The sequence below is a fragment of the Paenibacillus sp. J53TS2 genome (assembly GCF_018403305.1).
Taxonomy (GTDB): Bacteria; Bacillota; Bacilli; order Paenibacillales; family Paenibacillaceae; genus Fontibacillus; species Fontibacillus rhizolycopersici.
Genome location: NZ_BOSK01000001.1, coordinates 438,945 through 454,528 on the forward strand (window position 1 = coordinate 438,945; position 15,584 = coordinate 454,528).

Here is a 15,584-nt window from a genome sequence, read left to right on the forward strand (position 1 = left end):
CAAAGTAAAGGACCCCGAATTAGAGTTCAACGTCCTTAAATCGCCCCAAAATCGCGCGCACTAAACATTCACAATATACGTTTGAGCGAAAGGCGCTACGGCGTGAGCTCGGCGAACCAGCAGCACATCCCCGCTAAGGTGCACGTCGGCAAACTGGTACCCCCGAGGCCCTTGGTGTGAAAATAACACCGCATCCTCCCCGCTCTCATGTGTGACCGACAGTGCCGTCGCCAGCTCCCTTGGAACCGGGCGGCCGTAGCTGTCCAGCACGTCCAGTTGGCGGATGGCTGGCGGCGCCTCGCTCTGCCGCCGGGCTGGAACCAACACCGTGACAAACTTCGTAAACCCTTGCCCGGATTGCCGAAGGACGACTTTGCAGGCGGGCGTCTTCTCGTTGTAGTTGCGCGAGACCCAGCTCGGTTCGACGTCGATTTTCACAGGATGAAGCGGAAGGACCCGAAGCACCGGCCCTCCGCTCCCGCTGTTACCGGCGTCTCCGATCACGAGGCGATTCTCGGCCTGAAACCGCACCTCCAGCCCCTCGGCTAGATGAAACGGCAGCGCGTAGGCGTGTTCCTCGTCGCCGTGGGACAGGCAGGTATCGACGACAACCCAATAATCCGGCTTCACGAACAGGATTTGGCGCATCACCTGAACCGGATGGTGCAACCGCCAATAGCCGTCATGTCCCCCTTGGGCATAGTCGTAGCCCGGGGCGGTCTGCCACACGCGACCGAACGAACGAGCCACGTTCCTCCACTTCCAGGAATCCACGTAGTCCGATATCGTCTGTCCGTCGACGGAAATCGTATTGTGTTGGAGTGATTCCTTGAAATACTGGCGATCACGGGTTTCCATGTAGGTGCACCGTCCCGGATCGACCAGAAACTCGCGGCCGTAAGCAAACAAACTGATATGCAGGGCATCGTCATGTCCGTGGGCCCGAATCACGTCCATATGCCCGTTATCGAACCAGAGATAACGAGCCGTAGGCTCCCAATCGCTGCGCATAAAGGCATACCCGCCTTGCGCCAGCTCCTTGGAGACGAACTCCGGCACCGTTGCTTCGAGTTTCTCGTAGAGTTCGAACCCTTTTTGTCCGTAATACCAGATTCCTTCGTAATCCAGCGATCCATAGGCTTGCGATTTCAGATCGCCTCTCCGATACAGCACGGCCCCTCTCGCGAGCACGTCCCGGATATCCGTACTGTCGCTGTCACTAAAATTCGGCTGGCGTCCGTCCGGCTGGATGATCGCCAGCGAGGCGGTGTACATTCGGTTTAGAGTATCATGGAGGGTGGGCGGCAACGCGATGCCGTTAAGCTCCGCAAGCCAAACCGATTCGAACAGGCAATGCAGCACCTCATGGTGGTACATGCTGCTTTGTTCATTTTGCAAGCCGTCCTCAAAAACCTGTAGCGGGCACATCTCCACCAAGCGCTGGACCGCGATTTGCCGCCATTTTTCCGCTTCCTCCAGATCGGGAAATAGCAGTGCCAATTGAAACAGGCCATTCGTTTCGAGAAATCCCCAGTTGCTTTGCCGGTCATGCGACGTATAGGCGACGCTCAGGTACATCCCATGCCGTCGGACCGCTTCGAGGAATACCGTCTCTTCCTCCGTCCCCCAATGCTTCGAGCCGCGCACGCAATAATAGCCTTTAAGCCAATGGGTGATTCGGATGCCGCTGTCAAGCTTGCGCCAAGTATCCTTGACATTGAAGCTGCGATCAGCGCTCCCCAACACTTCCGCTTCGCTCAGCGGGTTTTGTCTCATCCAATCCTTCAGCAGCCGGATATACGCCAGCGCATACGATTCTTGGCCGGTTAACCAATAGGCTTGCCCCAACTCGCCCATGTATCTCGCCCGGTTCAGCATGACGAGCCATTCCAGATCCCCGTTATGCCGGTAATACCAATCAATGCCGTTCGGGAAAGCCACCTCCTCTTCGCAGCGCTCCATATCCCAACGATGGGTGAAAATAAACGTGTTTCGCGCGGCCAAATCAGCCCGGTGGAGCACCTGCTTCACTTCTTCGGGCCAATGCTTGCGGCAGGCATCCACAATAAAGGGTCGTTCCTCCTCAATCCAGTAAAAACGCCGGGTTACCGGGTTATCATCCTCTCCTAACGCCATTTGCTTTGCTAGCCTCCTTCATAACTCATCCATCGGTCCACAAGGCATTTGATTTCCCATGTCGACTTCAGTTAAAGCCCCAGCCACTCTTCCAACCCTTCTTGGACAAACCGATCATCGTTAAGATCAGGATATGCGCGATATACGCGATCAATTTCTGCAATTTGTCCGGGAGACAGCTCCTCCTCCGGATCGAGGCACCATCGACCGGCCAACAAGCCTTGGCGTCGCAGCACCTCATGAATGCCGGGAAGACAACCTTGAAACCCGTTAGCCGCATCAAAAAAGGCTGCGTTCGCATCGGTGATTCGCATGCCGCGCGTTAGCAACTCCGCAGGGATGGGGGCGCCGCTCTCGCGGAGAGCAATGATCTCCTCCAGCAGCTCCACCGCTTGGGACGTCCATACCGCCCAGTGGCCCAGCAGTCCGCCGACGATCCGCTTCTCCACCGTTTGCCTCGAGGTTGTGCGGTAGCTGAATACGGTGAGCAAATCCGCGACGATGTTATCGTCGTTTCCGGTATAAAGCGCAATCTCGTCCCTGCGACTGGATTCGCATACGGCCCGCACCACGTCCAGCGTCTGATACCGGTTAAAGGGGGCGATTTTGATCGCCTTCACCCCGGGAAGCTCCGCCAGTTCGCGCCAAAACGCGTAGCTAAGCCGCTTCCCACCCACCGCCGGTTGCAAATAAAACCCGCAGACGGGGATCACCGTGGCGATCGCTTCCGTACGGCGGATCAGCTCCGCCTCGCTGTCATCCGCCAGCCCGCCGTTGCTGACCAGGCCCAGGTCATACCCGAGCCCGGCGACCAGCTCGGCTTCGCGAACCGCCTGCTCGGTTGGGCCGCAGATGCCTGCCACCTTCAGGAACGGGCGTTGTAGCCCGGCGGCTTCCACCTCCTCGGCGGCCAGGCGGAGTACCGGCTCAAACAAACCAATTTCAGGGTCGCGGATCTGAAATTGCGTTGAGTGAACCCCTACCGCGATCCCGCCGCTCCCAGCGGCGATATAATAACGCGTTAACGCGCGTTGTCTGCGCTCATCCAACCGGCGCGTCGCGTCCAGCGCCAGCGGGTGCGCGGGGATCACCGTTCCCCGGTGCAGCAGCTTGTGCAGCTCGGGTTTCAACTGCGGTTGATTGCCCATCAGAACACCCCTCCCCTTTCCTGAAAATGGGTAGGTTTCCCTAACGTATTTCCGCCAATCTCAACCCAATCCGCGGTCCAACACATCATTTCTCGGAGTGAAACCCGTGGATACCCCAATAAAGCATGCGATGCGGAAGCATTGCTTAATAACGCCGTCGCCTGTTCCTCCCCGGTGAATACCGGCCGGATTCCGAAGGCTTCGCCAAACCGTTCGGCCAGCCAACGGATCGATACCGTCTCCGGCCCAGTGATATTGAACGTCTTCGGCGGCGAATCGCAATGCAACAGCGAACGGATCGCCATCTCATTGGCGTCCCCCTGCCAAATGACGTTTACCAGGCCCATGTTCAGGTCGATGGGCTCCCGTTCCTTCACCGCCTTGGCTACCTCCAGCAAAATGCCATACCGCAGATCAATCGCATAATTCAGCCGAAAGTTGACAAGCGGGGTACCGTTCTTACGGGAAAAATATTCAAAGACCCGCTCCCGCCCCAAGCAAGATTGTGCATATTCGCCGATTGGCGCGGGGGCGGTTTCCTCCGAAGCCCCGCCCTGGGTAACCGCCGTCAGCGGGTAAATATTGCCGGACGAGAAAGCCACGATCCGCGAGGCTTTAAATTTCTCCGCCACCCGCCCCGGGAGATAGGCATTCATTGCCCAGGTATAATACTCGCGTCCGGTCGTCCCGAATTTGTGGCCGGCCATGTAGATGACATTCCGTGCCTCCGGCAGACGCGACAACGCGGCTTCTTCCAGTAAATCCGCCGAAACGGTGCGGATGCCCGCTGCCTCCAGCTCCTCCCTCAGCGTCCCCGAGGAGAACCGGGAAACGCCGGTGACCCTGGCGTTCTTCCCTGCGGCGGCCAAGCCCCGGGCAAGCAGTTTGGCCAAGCTGGGGCCCATTTTCCCGCCGACACCCAGAATCAGAACATCGCCGTCCAGCCCTGCAAGATCCCGAACCAGCCGGTCTGAGGGCTCGCTCAAACGCTGTTCCAGCTCAAGAATCGTTTTCATCTCTCATCACCTCATCTGGTTTTCCCCTTTATGGTAGAAGCGTCAGGAATTCCAGACAACGACCTTATATCGTCCTAAAAACAAAGCAGGAGGGAACCGGCCGCCGCCGATTCCCTCCTATAAATCTATGCTATAGCTTTTTGGACAAGAGAATTTCAAGAGGATCCTTCTCCTGCAGCAAACACCCGACGTCGACATATCCAAGCTTCCGGTAGAAATGCTGCGCCTCCTCGTTGGATTGCGTCGAGGTCATTACGACTTGAAAGCCCCGCTCTCTCATTTGCTCTTCCCAGTGAAGGACAACATCCTTGCCAAGTCCCTGCCCCCGATAAGGTTCGTCAATCCATATGAGATTCATAAACGGCGTGTTGTCCCAAAAATAATTGAACCTCATCCAGCCGATGGCTTGGTTGGAATCCCGAAGGATGTAGATTTCCCCCGCCATAATCTTGGTTGGAATTAGCGTCCTTGCGAGATGTTTGTCCCTCTCGCTGATATAATCGATGTCTGCTTCGGTGGCGAACTCAATGTTCACTATTGCTCCCCCCGTTCGTTATCCATGCAGAGATCCCGGATCTGCCCAAGGATTACAGGGAAGTCGCGCGGATCCTTAATGACAAATAAATAGTCCGCTTCTTCTAGTCCCGGTTGATCCTGTTTCGAATCTCTTTGTCGATCCAAAACTTCCGAAAAACTAGACGCATTTCGAAAGATCTTATTTTTTCTCTGCGTCTTTTCCACGCGTTCCTCTAGCAAATGGAAGGGCAAATCAAAGTAAACCAGAATTCGCTTAAATCCCTTCTCCTGAAAATAGCGAAGCACATTCCTTCGCGAGGGTTCATGCAAATTTGAATTACTCAGAATGATGTGCATGTGACTGTGTTCTACCGCATACGCCACAATGGTATTGGTGATGGAGAACTTTAACGTATTTGGCCCTTCCGAGGGGCGCAATTTCATATAATGCGCGTTAATGAACGCAGCATGATTGTCCTGATCAATGACCACCGCATCTTGCTGCAAGACTTTTTCCAACTCTGTGGCAAATGTCGTTTTTCCGCTATGCGTCATTCCTACCGTCATAATTACAAAGCGGCCCCTTGGCGTATCTTCCATTTAGCCAATCTCCTTCATAAACGCTACGATTCTACCGGCTTCCCTAAATCCAATCTTTTGGTGAAACGCTTGGCTTACCTGGTTATCCCATCCTGTGTCCGAACCCAACTCTTTACATCCCAGAGATTTCGCCCAAACTTCCCCCGCCGCCACCAATTGCCTCGAGATTCCTTGATTTCGATGATTTTCGTCAACGTAAATGCCTTCCACATATCCGACCGGACTGGAGCTGGTGCCTTCAACGTAATCAAAGCGGAGAGACATATGCAAGAATCCGATATAGTTCCCATCCTTGGCAGCAAGATAGACCCGATCTTTCTCCGATGCTAGCAAGTCTTCAAACTCGCTCCGAAGCTCCAGCCATTCATGATCCGGCCAAAGCTTCAACGCCAAACGAGTTACATCATCCAGATTGGTTGGATTGGCATGTTCAATCATCATTCGTTCTCCCTCTAAGCGTACTCAAAGAATTTTCCGTCCCATCACAACCCCAAACATCCCTGTCATTCCTTCGTGATCGTTAAGCCCATATTGACGATAGAACGCTTCCTTTCCCTGGGACGCAAACAAGCCTACGAAAGCTTTTTCCGGTGCATTTTCTTTTAGGTAATTCACCAAAGCCTCCATGATCTGTCGTCCCACGCCCTGTCCTTGATGATCGGGATCCACAGCAACATCCTGTATGTAAAAATAAATCTGCCCATCCCCTACGATCCGCCCCATCCCGACCACTTCACCCTTCTGCTCCACAACAACGCTGAATATCGATTGGCTTAAGGATAGGTCGGCGACCTCAAAGTTCATAAACTCTTTCCAACCTACGACGGTGCAAAGTTTAGTGTATTCCTCCAACGTAGGTACTCTATGGATTAGGGTGTATTCTGCGCTCAACTTATTTTCCTCCTCAACGTAAAATAGAGTAGTCCTTCTTTTAACTCACTTTCTTGGTGAAACCCCAACTTCTGAAGCAGTCTCTGAGATTGGAGGTTATCGACTTCCGTCGTCGCCTCAATATAGTCCAGCCCCATAAGCTCAAATCCGATACGGATTAATGGTTTCATGGCCTCCTGCATGAGTCCCTTACCCCAAATAACCTGGTGCTAAATCAAACCCGATTTCTGCTTTAGTTCCCGGATTCCCTTCGGTGTACCAGCAATGGTAACCGCAAGTCCCGATGAGCTCCTGGGTATCTTTGCTGAATAATCCGTATCGGCATCCCGTGTCCTGGATATGGAAGGCGATGATCTCTTCGGCCTCCTGAAGATCTTTACAAACCTCAATATCCATAAATTTCGTGACCTCCGGTACCGAAAAATGCCTCAATACGGCGGCTGCATCTGCCAAAGTCAATTCTCTGATGAATAGTCTTTCAGTTTCCATGTTCGGATAATTCATGTTATACCGCCTTCAAAAAAGTTGTTCTGTCCAATCCTCAAAATGCTCCTCAAGAAATCTAATTTCCTTCTCGTAGTGAGCTAAATGGCCTTCGTCAACAAGCTTGATAAATGCCGTGTCTCCGGATGCGGCACGCTCGGATAAGGTAGTGCACATGGTTTGAATTCGAGAAATGACCCAATTCTTGAGGTCACCCGGGACCTCCATCCCATAAGATTGGAAGAACAGCTCAATCCTACTTTTTCGCCGAACCGCATGACTCTCCCGATCATAAGGAACAACCTCGTGATCCACTTCTCCAGGTGAAAAAGCAGCAAGCGGAACGGAAGTATACAAGGTGTAAGCGATATCCCACAACCGCGGACCGGGGCCGGCCATATCAAAGTCAATGATCCCTACTGGCCGATTGTGATCAAACACAACATTATATAAAGCTGCGTCGTTATGACAGACCACTTCATGCAATGCTTCATCGGGATAACTATTAATCGATTTCTGGGTGGTTACAAATCCTGTAGTGGCATCATGATAACTTCTCAAGAGCTTAGCCAACTCGGTAAGCACGCTGTCCGACCACATATATCGTTCAATTTCGGGGTAGTCGTTCCCCGGCACATCGCCTTCAAGATAAGTTAGCATTTCTCTCCCCTGTTCATCGCGCCCCAAAAATCTCGGGGAATGAGCAAACCCTTGACCTTCAAGGTGTTTGAGTAAATCATACACATAAGGATTGGGCTTCGCCTTCCTTCGTACAGTTCCCCCGACTCTCACGACCTGATTGATATTCCCGCCATGCAAGATTTCTTCGTGTTCGGACAAAAAGTAAACCTCCCGTCGATGGTTCTAATTCGGTTCATGGTTTCTTTACGTACTATCGGAATTGTATTCGAAATTTCATATCTAAATTGGCGCTGGCAACGAAAAATCCGAATTGTATTCGGTTTTTCATATAGATTTAGGCCAAAATACTTGAAAGTGTGCATATCTATATGAATTTTCATATACATTGCGATAAAACCGACGAAAACGCCAAAATGTATTCGATTTTTCGACCAAACTACTTCCAAAGACGCTTTACATCCATTACCTTATCCCCGGTAAACCCCAGCTCATACACATCCGGATTCGTAAGCCGACTCCATGCCTCAAACCCAAATGAATCATCAAAGTGTTTCAAGATAAGAGCCATTAGATTTCCGTGCGTCACCACAGCGATTTTCCTTTCCGGCCGTTGGATGAGGTCTTGGATGGCAGCAACTCCCCGGGTCATCGCCTCACGTGAGGATTCACCACCCGGTAACTTCAAATCGAGATCATCAAACGACTTCCTCAGTTTATCCATCCAATCTGGCATCCCCTCTGACGACAGGACTCTCTCACGAAGACGATGATCCATATGTATAGGTAAACCTAAACGTTGGGATAACGGTTGGACTGTTGAGACCGCTCTTTGATAGGGGCTGCTCACCATCCAGTCTATGAATCTATCATGTAAAAAATCCGCCATGCCCCGCCTGAACTTCTCCTTCCTGCGTTAACTTCGCCGAGGCTTCTTGACCATTAGCCTTACAATGTCTGATTAGATATATCCGCTTCAAAGATATCCCCCCTTACTTAGGATTGGATTGGTAAGGATAACATTTCTCCTGTTTCATTTCATTCTACAATGAGAGAATCTCTTTATTGCAGTATGCTTTCCAGTGTAAATATAGTTGATCCATGGTCGTACCCAGGATTGTCTCCAAGGCTAGAGGTTCTCTAATGATTTCATTTAACGATTCAAGTCCATACTCATCGACAATGAACTGGATCATTAAGCCGCTATAGAAATAAGCTGAACTTCCGTAATCATCAAAGAAGGTGGGACTATTTAGCTGTTCTAGTGTTGGAATCTCGCGAAAATGATGTTTCTGATTCAGTGCGTCCTCAAGTTGCAATGCAGCGTAAAATGCCGTGCCTTCATCCAGCCACTTCACACTTCCAACCGCCGGATGGATTTGTTGGATTATGGCATGAATAAACTCATGAACTAATTGATCCGTATATTCGGAATGTAAAGAAGGAACAAATCGTATTTGCGGCGGGGTAAATACCTTAATAATGTTATCTTTGGCATCGTATGTACCTTCGGTTTGACGACCTATGATTTTGTAAAATTGCTCGCGATCCGTATACACATGAACCCTCGTTTTCTTAGATGGACTAAATTGGAACATGGTCGTTAATCGCTCATAATTGGATTCGTAATTTAGGGCAAGCTCTTGAATAACTTGTTGAACATCATCATCTTGACTCGGTGAGTAGAATTTCCCATGGATCGTTTCTTGGATTAGGTAGAGTTCATCTTCATCTCCTTGCTTAGTCAAGGAACAAGATCCTAAGAGTAGCATCGTGACCATACTCCATATCGTAAATTTATGCCTCAAAAATCTTCCTCGCTCTCTTGTCAAATATTAGGTATGCGATACACTTTATCGTATAGAAGCGACTTACATGCCAGGAACTCCTGCTCTGTGAGTGGCTTGGGGTAGCTCATGATTTTCAGTGGTAGATCTTGTCCCCCGACCCTCAACGGCGGCTGAACATAGGGATACTCATTAAGGTGGAATCCCAGTCTCTCGTAAAACCGGATTCGACGACATGAGATGATATCTTCCGGCAGTTCCACCTCGAGAACAGTCAATTGGTCCGACTCGCCCAAATAATGACTCATCAACCGATCCCCGATTCCGCCTCCTCTCATAGCTGCATCTACTGCAAAATGCTCAATAAAACGGAATATCGGAAATTCCCAAACCGCCAAAAAGGCGATAATCCGTCCCTTCTCATCCGACTCGGTGATCAGCCGATATTCAGGATGCCGCAACAGCTCTTTTTGCCCAAATTGGGTTCGGTATTCGATCTCGGGAAAGGATGCCGACATGATTTCATACACACGCTCAAAAACATTCATTCCGCTAACACTTCCTCATTCCTCGAATTACGCTTAACTAGCTAATCATACTCTTGCTTCCCAATCCTCTTTTAGCAGCCCATAGACCACCTTATTCGTCTATTCTTCTCCGCAAAGAACAAACCTCCCACGAATCCACTTACAAAACATCGAGAGAATTTACGATCCCTTTGGTGATCTGGGGATACACCACAGTCAAGATGACCGATACAATGAACATAGTAAGCAGGATTCTAGGATATTTCCCCCTCAACCAACGAACCGTCTGGTACAAGCAAAATAATAATAGAGGAATTGCAATCAAGGATGTAATATGCCAGCCTAACTGCCCCTCCCTCGTCCAACTACCAATCCCTATGAACTCCAGGAAGCTGTCCAATAAGGAATAGCCGTAAACGTGGTTTGTCGCTAAGATCAATAATAGGAAATAGCCCATCAACCATAGCCAACCTTGGTTCACCCGAAGACCTTGTTTCAAATTCCAACACCTCCGCTACTCAACACGACCGAGGTCTCGATCTGCCTTGCAGGTACATTCCAATAGGTACGAAGTAATTGATTTTTCTCTTCGGGCGACACCAAATGAAAGCCATTCTTGACATAGAAGCGGATGGCCCAATCCGCCGATGCCCACGTTCCGATCAAGATCGGTTTATTGGTCAAAGCCATGAGATGCGTGAGAAGCTTCGAGCCAATTCCGCTCTTCCGTTGCAGAGTTCGAACATAAGCATGACGAATTAAAGAAACCTCCCTTTTATCCTGAATCCCCATAACTCCAAGCAATTGGTTATCTTCTTCATATCCCCAAAATACGACGCCTTGGTTGATTTCATCTAATAATTCATCCCACGTCATATACGGTTCATGATACCTGTCCTCAGGGATGATCCCCTTATAAGCTTGCGCCGCATCGTTAATGATCTGAGAAATGTCCTCCCTATCTTGATCCGTACATAATCTAAGCATGGGACTTCCCTCCTTGGTTTTTACGCTTACCTATCTTTTATTCGTATTCGATCTTCATTTCCTTTACGAATACCGCGGTTCCTCTAATGTCGTGCATGCATAAATACACCCGGGTCGTGCGTTTCCATACAAAAAGGATGGACAGAAGCTCTTGGGTTTTCTTTCAAGATGTCAGGAAATATGCGATTCTTGGGGGCCATTTTCATAAATGAGGATAACCTTCGAATGGGGACTAACAAGGTCCAGGTTCCTGTACTTCCATAGACGATGGGGAGGGAGATGTCGATTTCGCTGCCAGTCAAACCCAGGGATCCCGCTAACTGATCAACGTCTCCGTGATATGAGATGAATTGTGGGCGATCTTGCCTCATTTCAATCTCCAGCGTAGGATCCGAAGTCTTCAAAGAAACCGGCAAAACACCGGCACGGGTTTCAATCGTAAGGGAGGTTTTATTCTGCAAAACCCTTTTTTCCTTCAAACAATGGATCGAGGCTATGGTGGCATGGCCGCATAAATTGATCTCGTGCCCGGGAGTAAAATACCTCAATCGCAGATCGGCTACGCTGGACCTGAGCACAAATACGGTCTCGTTAAATCCCACGACGCCAGCGATCTGCTGCATGTCCGCATCACTTAAGGAATCCGCATGGAGAACGACGCCATCCGGATTTCCGTAGTTCGGTTTGGTTGAAAACGCATCGTAATGATAAACGGTGATCCTATTCATCCTCGAACCCACTTTCATGTTTAGGTTGTATCCTTCCATAATTATACTTCTGATCATTAGGGGGCGGAAGCTACGATTCTGTTATAAAAAAAAGCCCCCACTTACGCGGAGGCCTTCTATGCACACCTAATTCAATTATTCCATCATAGCTTCGCCTTGATCTCCGGGACCGACATCCCCTCGGAGCGCAATTGCTTGATCCGCGAGATTCTTTCCACCGTTTCTTCCCGTAGGTACCGGCGCGTTAAATTCTCTTCAGCCTGCTCGAACGGCAGCATGCCTTCCTCCGTGTAGAACTTCAAGGTGCTGTAACGGGTCGCCGTCAGCCGCGCCAGTTCGCCGATCGTCACGAACTCCGAGGCCAGAATGGCTTCCATGGTACGTTGTCTGGACATAGGGGCAGGACTCCTTTAGATCGGGCGTTTCGGAAGCAGCCGTACCCCTTGGATCGGGATGCGCACCGTGACAAAATGAGGAACCGCTTCATAAACCTGATTGTCGATTTTGATCGTGGGGATCTCCCCGTCCTTCAACACCGTAAATACATGGCCTTGGGCCTCAAGCCGCTCTTTGACGGCCTCTAGACGTTGCTTGGAGTTAGAGAACCAAGCTTCCGTCTCAATAAAAACCGCCTGCGTGCGATCCAGCAAGGGAAACAGGAAGAGCATACCGGTGCCGACCGAAGTGCGCACGAACGTTTTTTTCATCCGTAAAACATGCTTGATCGCGAATTCCCATCCCCGATAGATATCAATAGGAAAGATCGTATGAGCCAATGGATTGCTGGAGTCCAGCCCGATCATGCGAGCCGCCACAAGGTCCAGTTCATTTCGTGAAAAGAGGTCCGGCAAACAGCCGCTTTCCCGCAGCAACCACAAGAGACAAACCGTATCGTCGCTGACCGGTCCATCCTCCAGAATCTCCGCCCGGAATCCCTCCGTTATCCGCGTATATTCATCGATGGGGCAGCGGTATTCTTTGATCGATACGCCGGCCGATTCGTAAAACATATCGCACCCGAGTAAATTCGGGATCTCCTCCAAGCCCCCGAGATCCGACAGCGTCTTCGCCATAGCGAGCTCAAAACGGGCCAACTTCCTTTTGGACAACGAAGAAGCATGCTTCAACCACCAGGACAAGTCATGTTGACGGCCGCGAGCTTTCGAACTAACCCCGTTCAGAATCAGCTCTCGGTATGCCGATACCTTGCTTGATGCATTCTCCCCCGTCCTCGTTACAGGCTGGATCTTGCCATTTGTTCCGGTTAACCCGTCGTCCAGATAGACCTCCAGAACAACGGCAGCCGCCATCGCGCGAAGCGATATCTTCTTGACCTTCGTTATCATGTTACTTCGCTGCGCATTCAGCGCGATCATCGAAAAACGCTGGGCCAAGGTAAACTCCGTTATCTCTGCCATCGCCAAACTCCCCCATCGGTCTGGAATCGAGTGACCTTCTTCTTCGTCAGAAAATTACTTACTACTTACTACTTACCACTTACTATTTACACCATATTCCTTTTGGGATGTTTTGTCAATTGAGATTCCGCACTTGCTCGAAATCGGGATCTAGCCCCCTTACTCCTCGACCAGCACCAGCCCTTTGGAGATTGCCGGCTCCATAAACGGACTCGCCGTCCCAACGCTAAACAGCTGTAAATGATGCATCGCGCGCGTGCAGGCCGTGTAGAACAACCGTCGCAAGCTCTCTTCTCCATAAGACCGCACCGAGGCATCGTAAATGATCACCGCGTCAAACTCGATACCTTTGGCCAAATAAGCCGGAATGATCACCACGCCCTGCTTGTATTCAATTGAATCGCGGGTCACCAGCTTAAGCTCGCGGATTCGTTCTCCCCCCAAAGCGGCATAAGCGGCTGCGCTTTCTGCCGCCGACCGACATACGATGGCGATCGTATCCGCCCCACGCGCTTTCAATTCGGCGACCCTGCGTTCAAGGCAGCGGTGCAGCTCCGAAAGATCGGCCACCTGCGTTAACTTTGGCTTCTCCCCTTTACGCTCGAACGGTTCGATATTTTCGCCGCCAGGGATCAGACTCCGCGTAAACTCAACGATCGGTCGGGTCGACCGATAACTGCGGCGTAGTAAAATCGTTTCGGTAGCCTCTGGCCCATAAAGGCGAGTCAGCCCCTGGAAATCCGCCGTACCGGCAGCGTGAGCGAAGATCGCCTGATGGAAGTCGCCTAGTACCGTCAGTTTCGCTGCGGGAAACAGTCTTTTGATAAACTCGAACTGAAGCGGAGAGTAATCCTGCGCCTCATCGATCAAAACATGACGGATGGACACGTTCGCCTGGAACCCCAGAATCAGCTCGTTCAGCAGCAGAAATGGCGTCGCATCCTCATAGTACAACTTGCCATCCTTCAGGTTCTGAATCGTGATGCGGCAAATTTCCGGCCAAACTTCCCTCAATTCTGGCGCCTCTACTTCCAACCAGGAGCCGGTACCGAGGGTTGGCGTCTCAAAGAGCTGTTTATAGATACCGGCTAGATCGATAAACCGCAGCTCGCGGATCTGTTCCCGCACCGGCTTCAGCTTCCTGCGCACGACCATTCGTGCTAGCTCTCTCGCCAAGCGTTCGCCCTCGATCTCCTCGTCCGAATCTTCGTTTAGGCCATGCTTTTTGCGAATCTGTTCATAAGCCCGTTCATATTGCTCGTTGCTCAGTAACTCAATTGCCTCCTGCACCCACGGCTTGCGGCGTTCCAGCTTCTCGATTTCGCCAATCCGCTCCTTCAACCATGTCGTCAGGCGATCGATTCGCCCGGACAAACGTAAGTGTTCGTCTCCACCGTAAAATTGCTCCGCCATTTCTTCAGCCGTAATCAACGTGCCCCCGCGAAACTGCAAAGGCAGGAACCGCATGCCGCCTTGCTCCAAGGAAGAACGATAAGCTTGGATCGCCTCCAAAAATGGCACAGACGCCTTTAATCGAATCGCGGCCATACGCGCCGGGTAATCCGGATTATCGTTCGCCGTCAGTGCATATTCCAACTGCGCGTAGGCATCCTCGATCTCGAAAAGACCGCTAAGTCGATGATCGAGGTATTCCTGGAACGTCACCTGTTGCATGTTCTCCTCGCCAAGCTCAGGGAGCACGCCCGATACATAAGTCTGAAACATCACATTAGGCGAAAATAAGATGATCTGATCCGCCGTCATCCGTTCGCGGTATTTGTACAGCAAATAGGCGATCCGCTGTAAAGCGGCCGATGTCTTTCCGCTGCCGGCAGCGCCTTGGACGATGAGCAGCCGGGCGCGGTCGTGCCGAATGATCCGGTTCTGCTCCTGCTGGATCGTCGCCACAATGCTGCGCATCTGCGAATTGGCCGTTTGACCAAGCACCTCCTGCAGCACCTCGTCCCCGATCGTCAGTGAAGTATCGAACATCGATTCGATCTGCCCCCGGCGAATCAGATATTGCCATTTCCGCTTCAACTCCCCATGAATCGTCCCGCTTGGCGTGGAGTACTCGGCAGGTCCCGGGGCGTAATCGTAGTAGACGCTGGAGATTGGAGCCCGCCAATCGTAAATCAGGAACCTCTCCCCGCTGGGATCCATCAAGGACGAGACACCGATATAGACCCGCTCCATCCCCGGCTCGCCATCTTCGGCGAAATCGATTCGCCCGAAGTAAGGATTCTCCTGCATCCGTAACAGCGCGGCCCGGCGTTTAGCAGCTTGGCGATGGCTGCTTTGGCTTAACGACAACACCTCGGCCTGCTGCCGCAGGCTGATGACCGTTTCCAGAAAGTCGTCGAAGTTATCCAGATTGACCGTAACATCTTCCCAGAAATGCTTGCGGAACTCGACGACTTCATTTCTTCGCCGCGAGGTGTCCTCCTCCAGTTCGCCGACGCTCTCCGCGAGGACCTCCATCACACGGTCCAACCGTTCTTGTTCCCGCTTCAGCTCCTGATCCATAATCAGCACTCCTTTTCATAAAAATGGGGGTTGACGCGAATTGATTTTTTGTGTACAATAAAATTAGGAAAGCTATACTCATATTTTTAACTTCGACACATGCTATACAAATATAGCATGTTTTTTGGCGTTAATCAATATGAACTGTTAAAAGCCGCGCCCTCCCTTCACAGGGTTGGAAC

18 protein-coding genes are annotated in these 15,584 nt (G+C 51.1%); all 18 read right to left on the bottom strand.

Annotation, left to right across the window (positions count from 1 at the left end; all coding sequences use genetic code 11):
* Positions 1-60: 60 nt before the first annotated feature.
* The 18 genes from KJS42_RS02090 to helD all read right to left on the bottom strand — a co-directional run bounded on the left by KJS42_RS02090 (position 61) and on the right by helD (position 15,402).
* On the bottom strand, positions 61-2,136 hold the full coding sequence (locus tag KJS42_RS02090; protein WP_213621820.1) for an alginate lyase family protein: 2,076 nt from the start codon (positions 2,134-2,136) through the stop codon (positions 61-63).
* A gap of 71 nt (positions 2,137-2,207) precedes the next feature.
* Complete coding sequence (locus KJS42_RS02095; RefSeq protein ID WP_213621821.1) at positions 2,208-3,284, bottom strand: dihydrodipicolinate synthase family protein; 1,077 nt, start codon at positions 3,282-3,284, stop codon at positions 2,208-2,210.
* Positions 3,284-4,300, bottom strand: coding sequence for an NAD-dependent epimerase/dehydratase family protein (locus KJS42_RS02100; RefSeq protein ID WP_155605161.1), 1,017 nt, complete (start codon positions 4,298-4,300; stop codon positions 3,284-3,286). Before KJS42_RS02100 ends, KJS42_RS02095 begins: the two co-directional genes overlap by 1 nt.
* Before the next feature lie 130 nt (positions 4,301-4,430).
* Positions 4,431-4,835: a GNAT family N-acetyltransferase gene (locus KJS42_RS02105; RefSeq protein WP_213621822.1), complete on the bottom strand. Its 405-nt coding sequence runs from the start codon at positions 4,833-4,835 to the stop codon at positions 4,431-4,433.
* The gene (locus KJS42_RS02110) at positions 4,835-5,416 is read right to left on the bottom strand and encodes an ATP-binding protein (protein WP_244868353.1); all 582 of its coding nucleotides are present in this window, start codon (positions 5,414-5,416) and stop codon (positions 4,835-4,837) included. Before KJS42_RS02110 ends, KJS42_RS02105 begins: the two co-directional genes overlap by 1 nt.
* Complete coding sequence (gene aac(6'), locus KJS42_RS02115) at positions 5,417-5,857, bottom strand: aminoglycoside 6'-N-acetyltransferase (protein ID WP_213621823.1); 441 nt, start codon at positions 5,855-5,857, stop codon at positions 5,417-5,419.
* A 21-nt stretch (positions 5,858-5,878) separates the two neighbouring features.
* Positions 5,879-6,307 (bottom strand): GNAT family N-acetyltransferase, encoded by a 429-nt coding sequence (locus tag KJS42_RS02120; RefSeq protein ID WP_244868354.1) that lies wholly within the window; start codon positions 6,305-6,307, stop codon positions 5,879-5,881.
* Entirely contained in the window at positions 6,304-6,489 is a 186-nt protein-coding gene (locus KJS42_RS23320) for a GNAT family N-acetyltransferase (RefSeq protein ID WP_306433121.1), read from the bottom strand. Before KJS42_RS23320 ends, KJS42_RS02120 begins: the two co-directional genes overlap by 4 nt.
* A gap of 7 nt (positions 6,490-6,496) precedes the next feature.
* Complete coding sequence (locus tag KJS42_RS23325; RefSeq protein WP_306433122.1) at positions 6,497-6,811, bottom strand: GNAT family N-acetyltransferase; 315 nt, start codon at positions 6,809-6,811, stop codon at positions 6,497-6,499.
* Positions 6,812-6,823: 12 nt separating this feature from the next.
* A complete protein-coding gene (locus tag KJS42_RS02130) occupies positions 6,824-7,630 on the bottom strand; it encodes an aminoglycoside phosphotransferase family protein (protein WP_213621824.1) in 807 nt (268 codons plus the stop codon).
* Between the two features lie 238 nt (positions 7,631-7,868).
* Entirely contained in the window at positions 7,869-8,318 is a 450-nt protein-coding gene (locus tag KJS42_RS02135; RefSeq protein WP_306433123.1) for a histidine phosphatase family protein, read from the bottom strand.
* A 154-nt stretch (positions 8,319-8,472) separates the two neighbouring features.
* Entirely contained in the window at positions 8,473-9,177 is a 705-nt protein-coding gene (locus KJS42_RS02140) for a gluzincin family metallopeptidase (protein ID WP_213621825.1), read from the bottom strand.
* A gap of 80 nt (positions 9,178-9,257) precedes the next feature.
* Complete coding sequence (locus tag KJS42_RS02145) at positions 9,258-9,764, bottom strand: GNAT family N-acetyltransferase (RefSeq protein ID WP_213621826.1); 507 nt, start codon at positions 9,762-9,764, stop codon at positions 9,258-9,260.
* 474 nt (positions 9,765-10,238) lie between these two features.
* The gene (locus KJS42_RS02150; protein WP_213621827.1) at positions 10,239-10,730 is read right to left on the bottom strand and encodes a GNAT family N-acetyltransferase; all 492 of its coding nucleotides are present in this window, start codon (positions 10,728-10,730) and stop codon (positions 10,239-10,241) included.
* Positions 10,731-10,813: 83 nt separating this feature from the next.
* The gene (locus KJS42_RS02155) at positions 10,814-11,458 is read right to left on the bottom strand and encodes a PhzF family phenazine biosynthesis protein (protein ID WP_213621828.1); all 645 of its coding nucleotides are present in this window, start codon (positions 11,456-11,458) and stop codon (positions 10,814-10,816) included.
* 143 nt (positions 11,459-11,601) lie between these two features.
* The gene (locus tag KJS42_RS02160) at positions 11,602-11,853 is read right to left on the bottom strand and encodes a helix-turn-helix domain-containing protein (protein ID WP_213621829.1); all 252 of its coding nucleotides are present in this window, start codon (positions 11,851-11,853) and stop codon (positions 11,602-11,604) included.
* A 15-nt stretch (positions 11,854-11,868) separates the two neighbouring features.
* Positions 11,869-12,876: a GPP34 family phosphoprotein gene (locus tag KJS42_RS02165; RefSeq protein ID WP_213621830.1), complete on the bottom strand. Its 1,008-nt coding sequence runs from the start codon at positions 12,874-12,876 to the stop codon at positions 11,869-11,871.
* A 159-nt stretch (positions 12,877-13,035) separates the two neighbouring features.
* Entirely contained in the window at positions 13,036-15,402 is a 2,367-nt protein-coding gene (gene helD, locus KJS42_RS02170; RefSeq protein ID WP_213621831.1) for an RNA polymerase recycling motor HelD, read from the bottom strand.
* Positions 15,403-15,584: the final 182 nt, after the last annotated feature.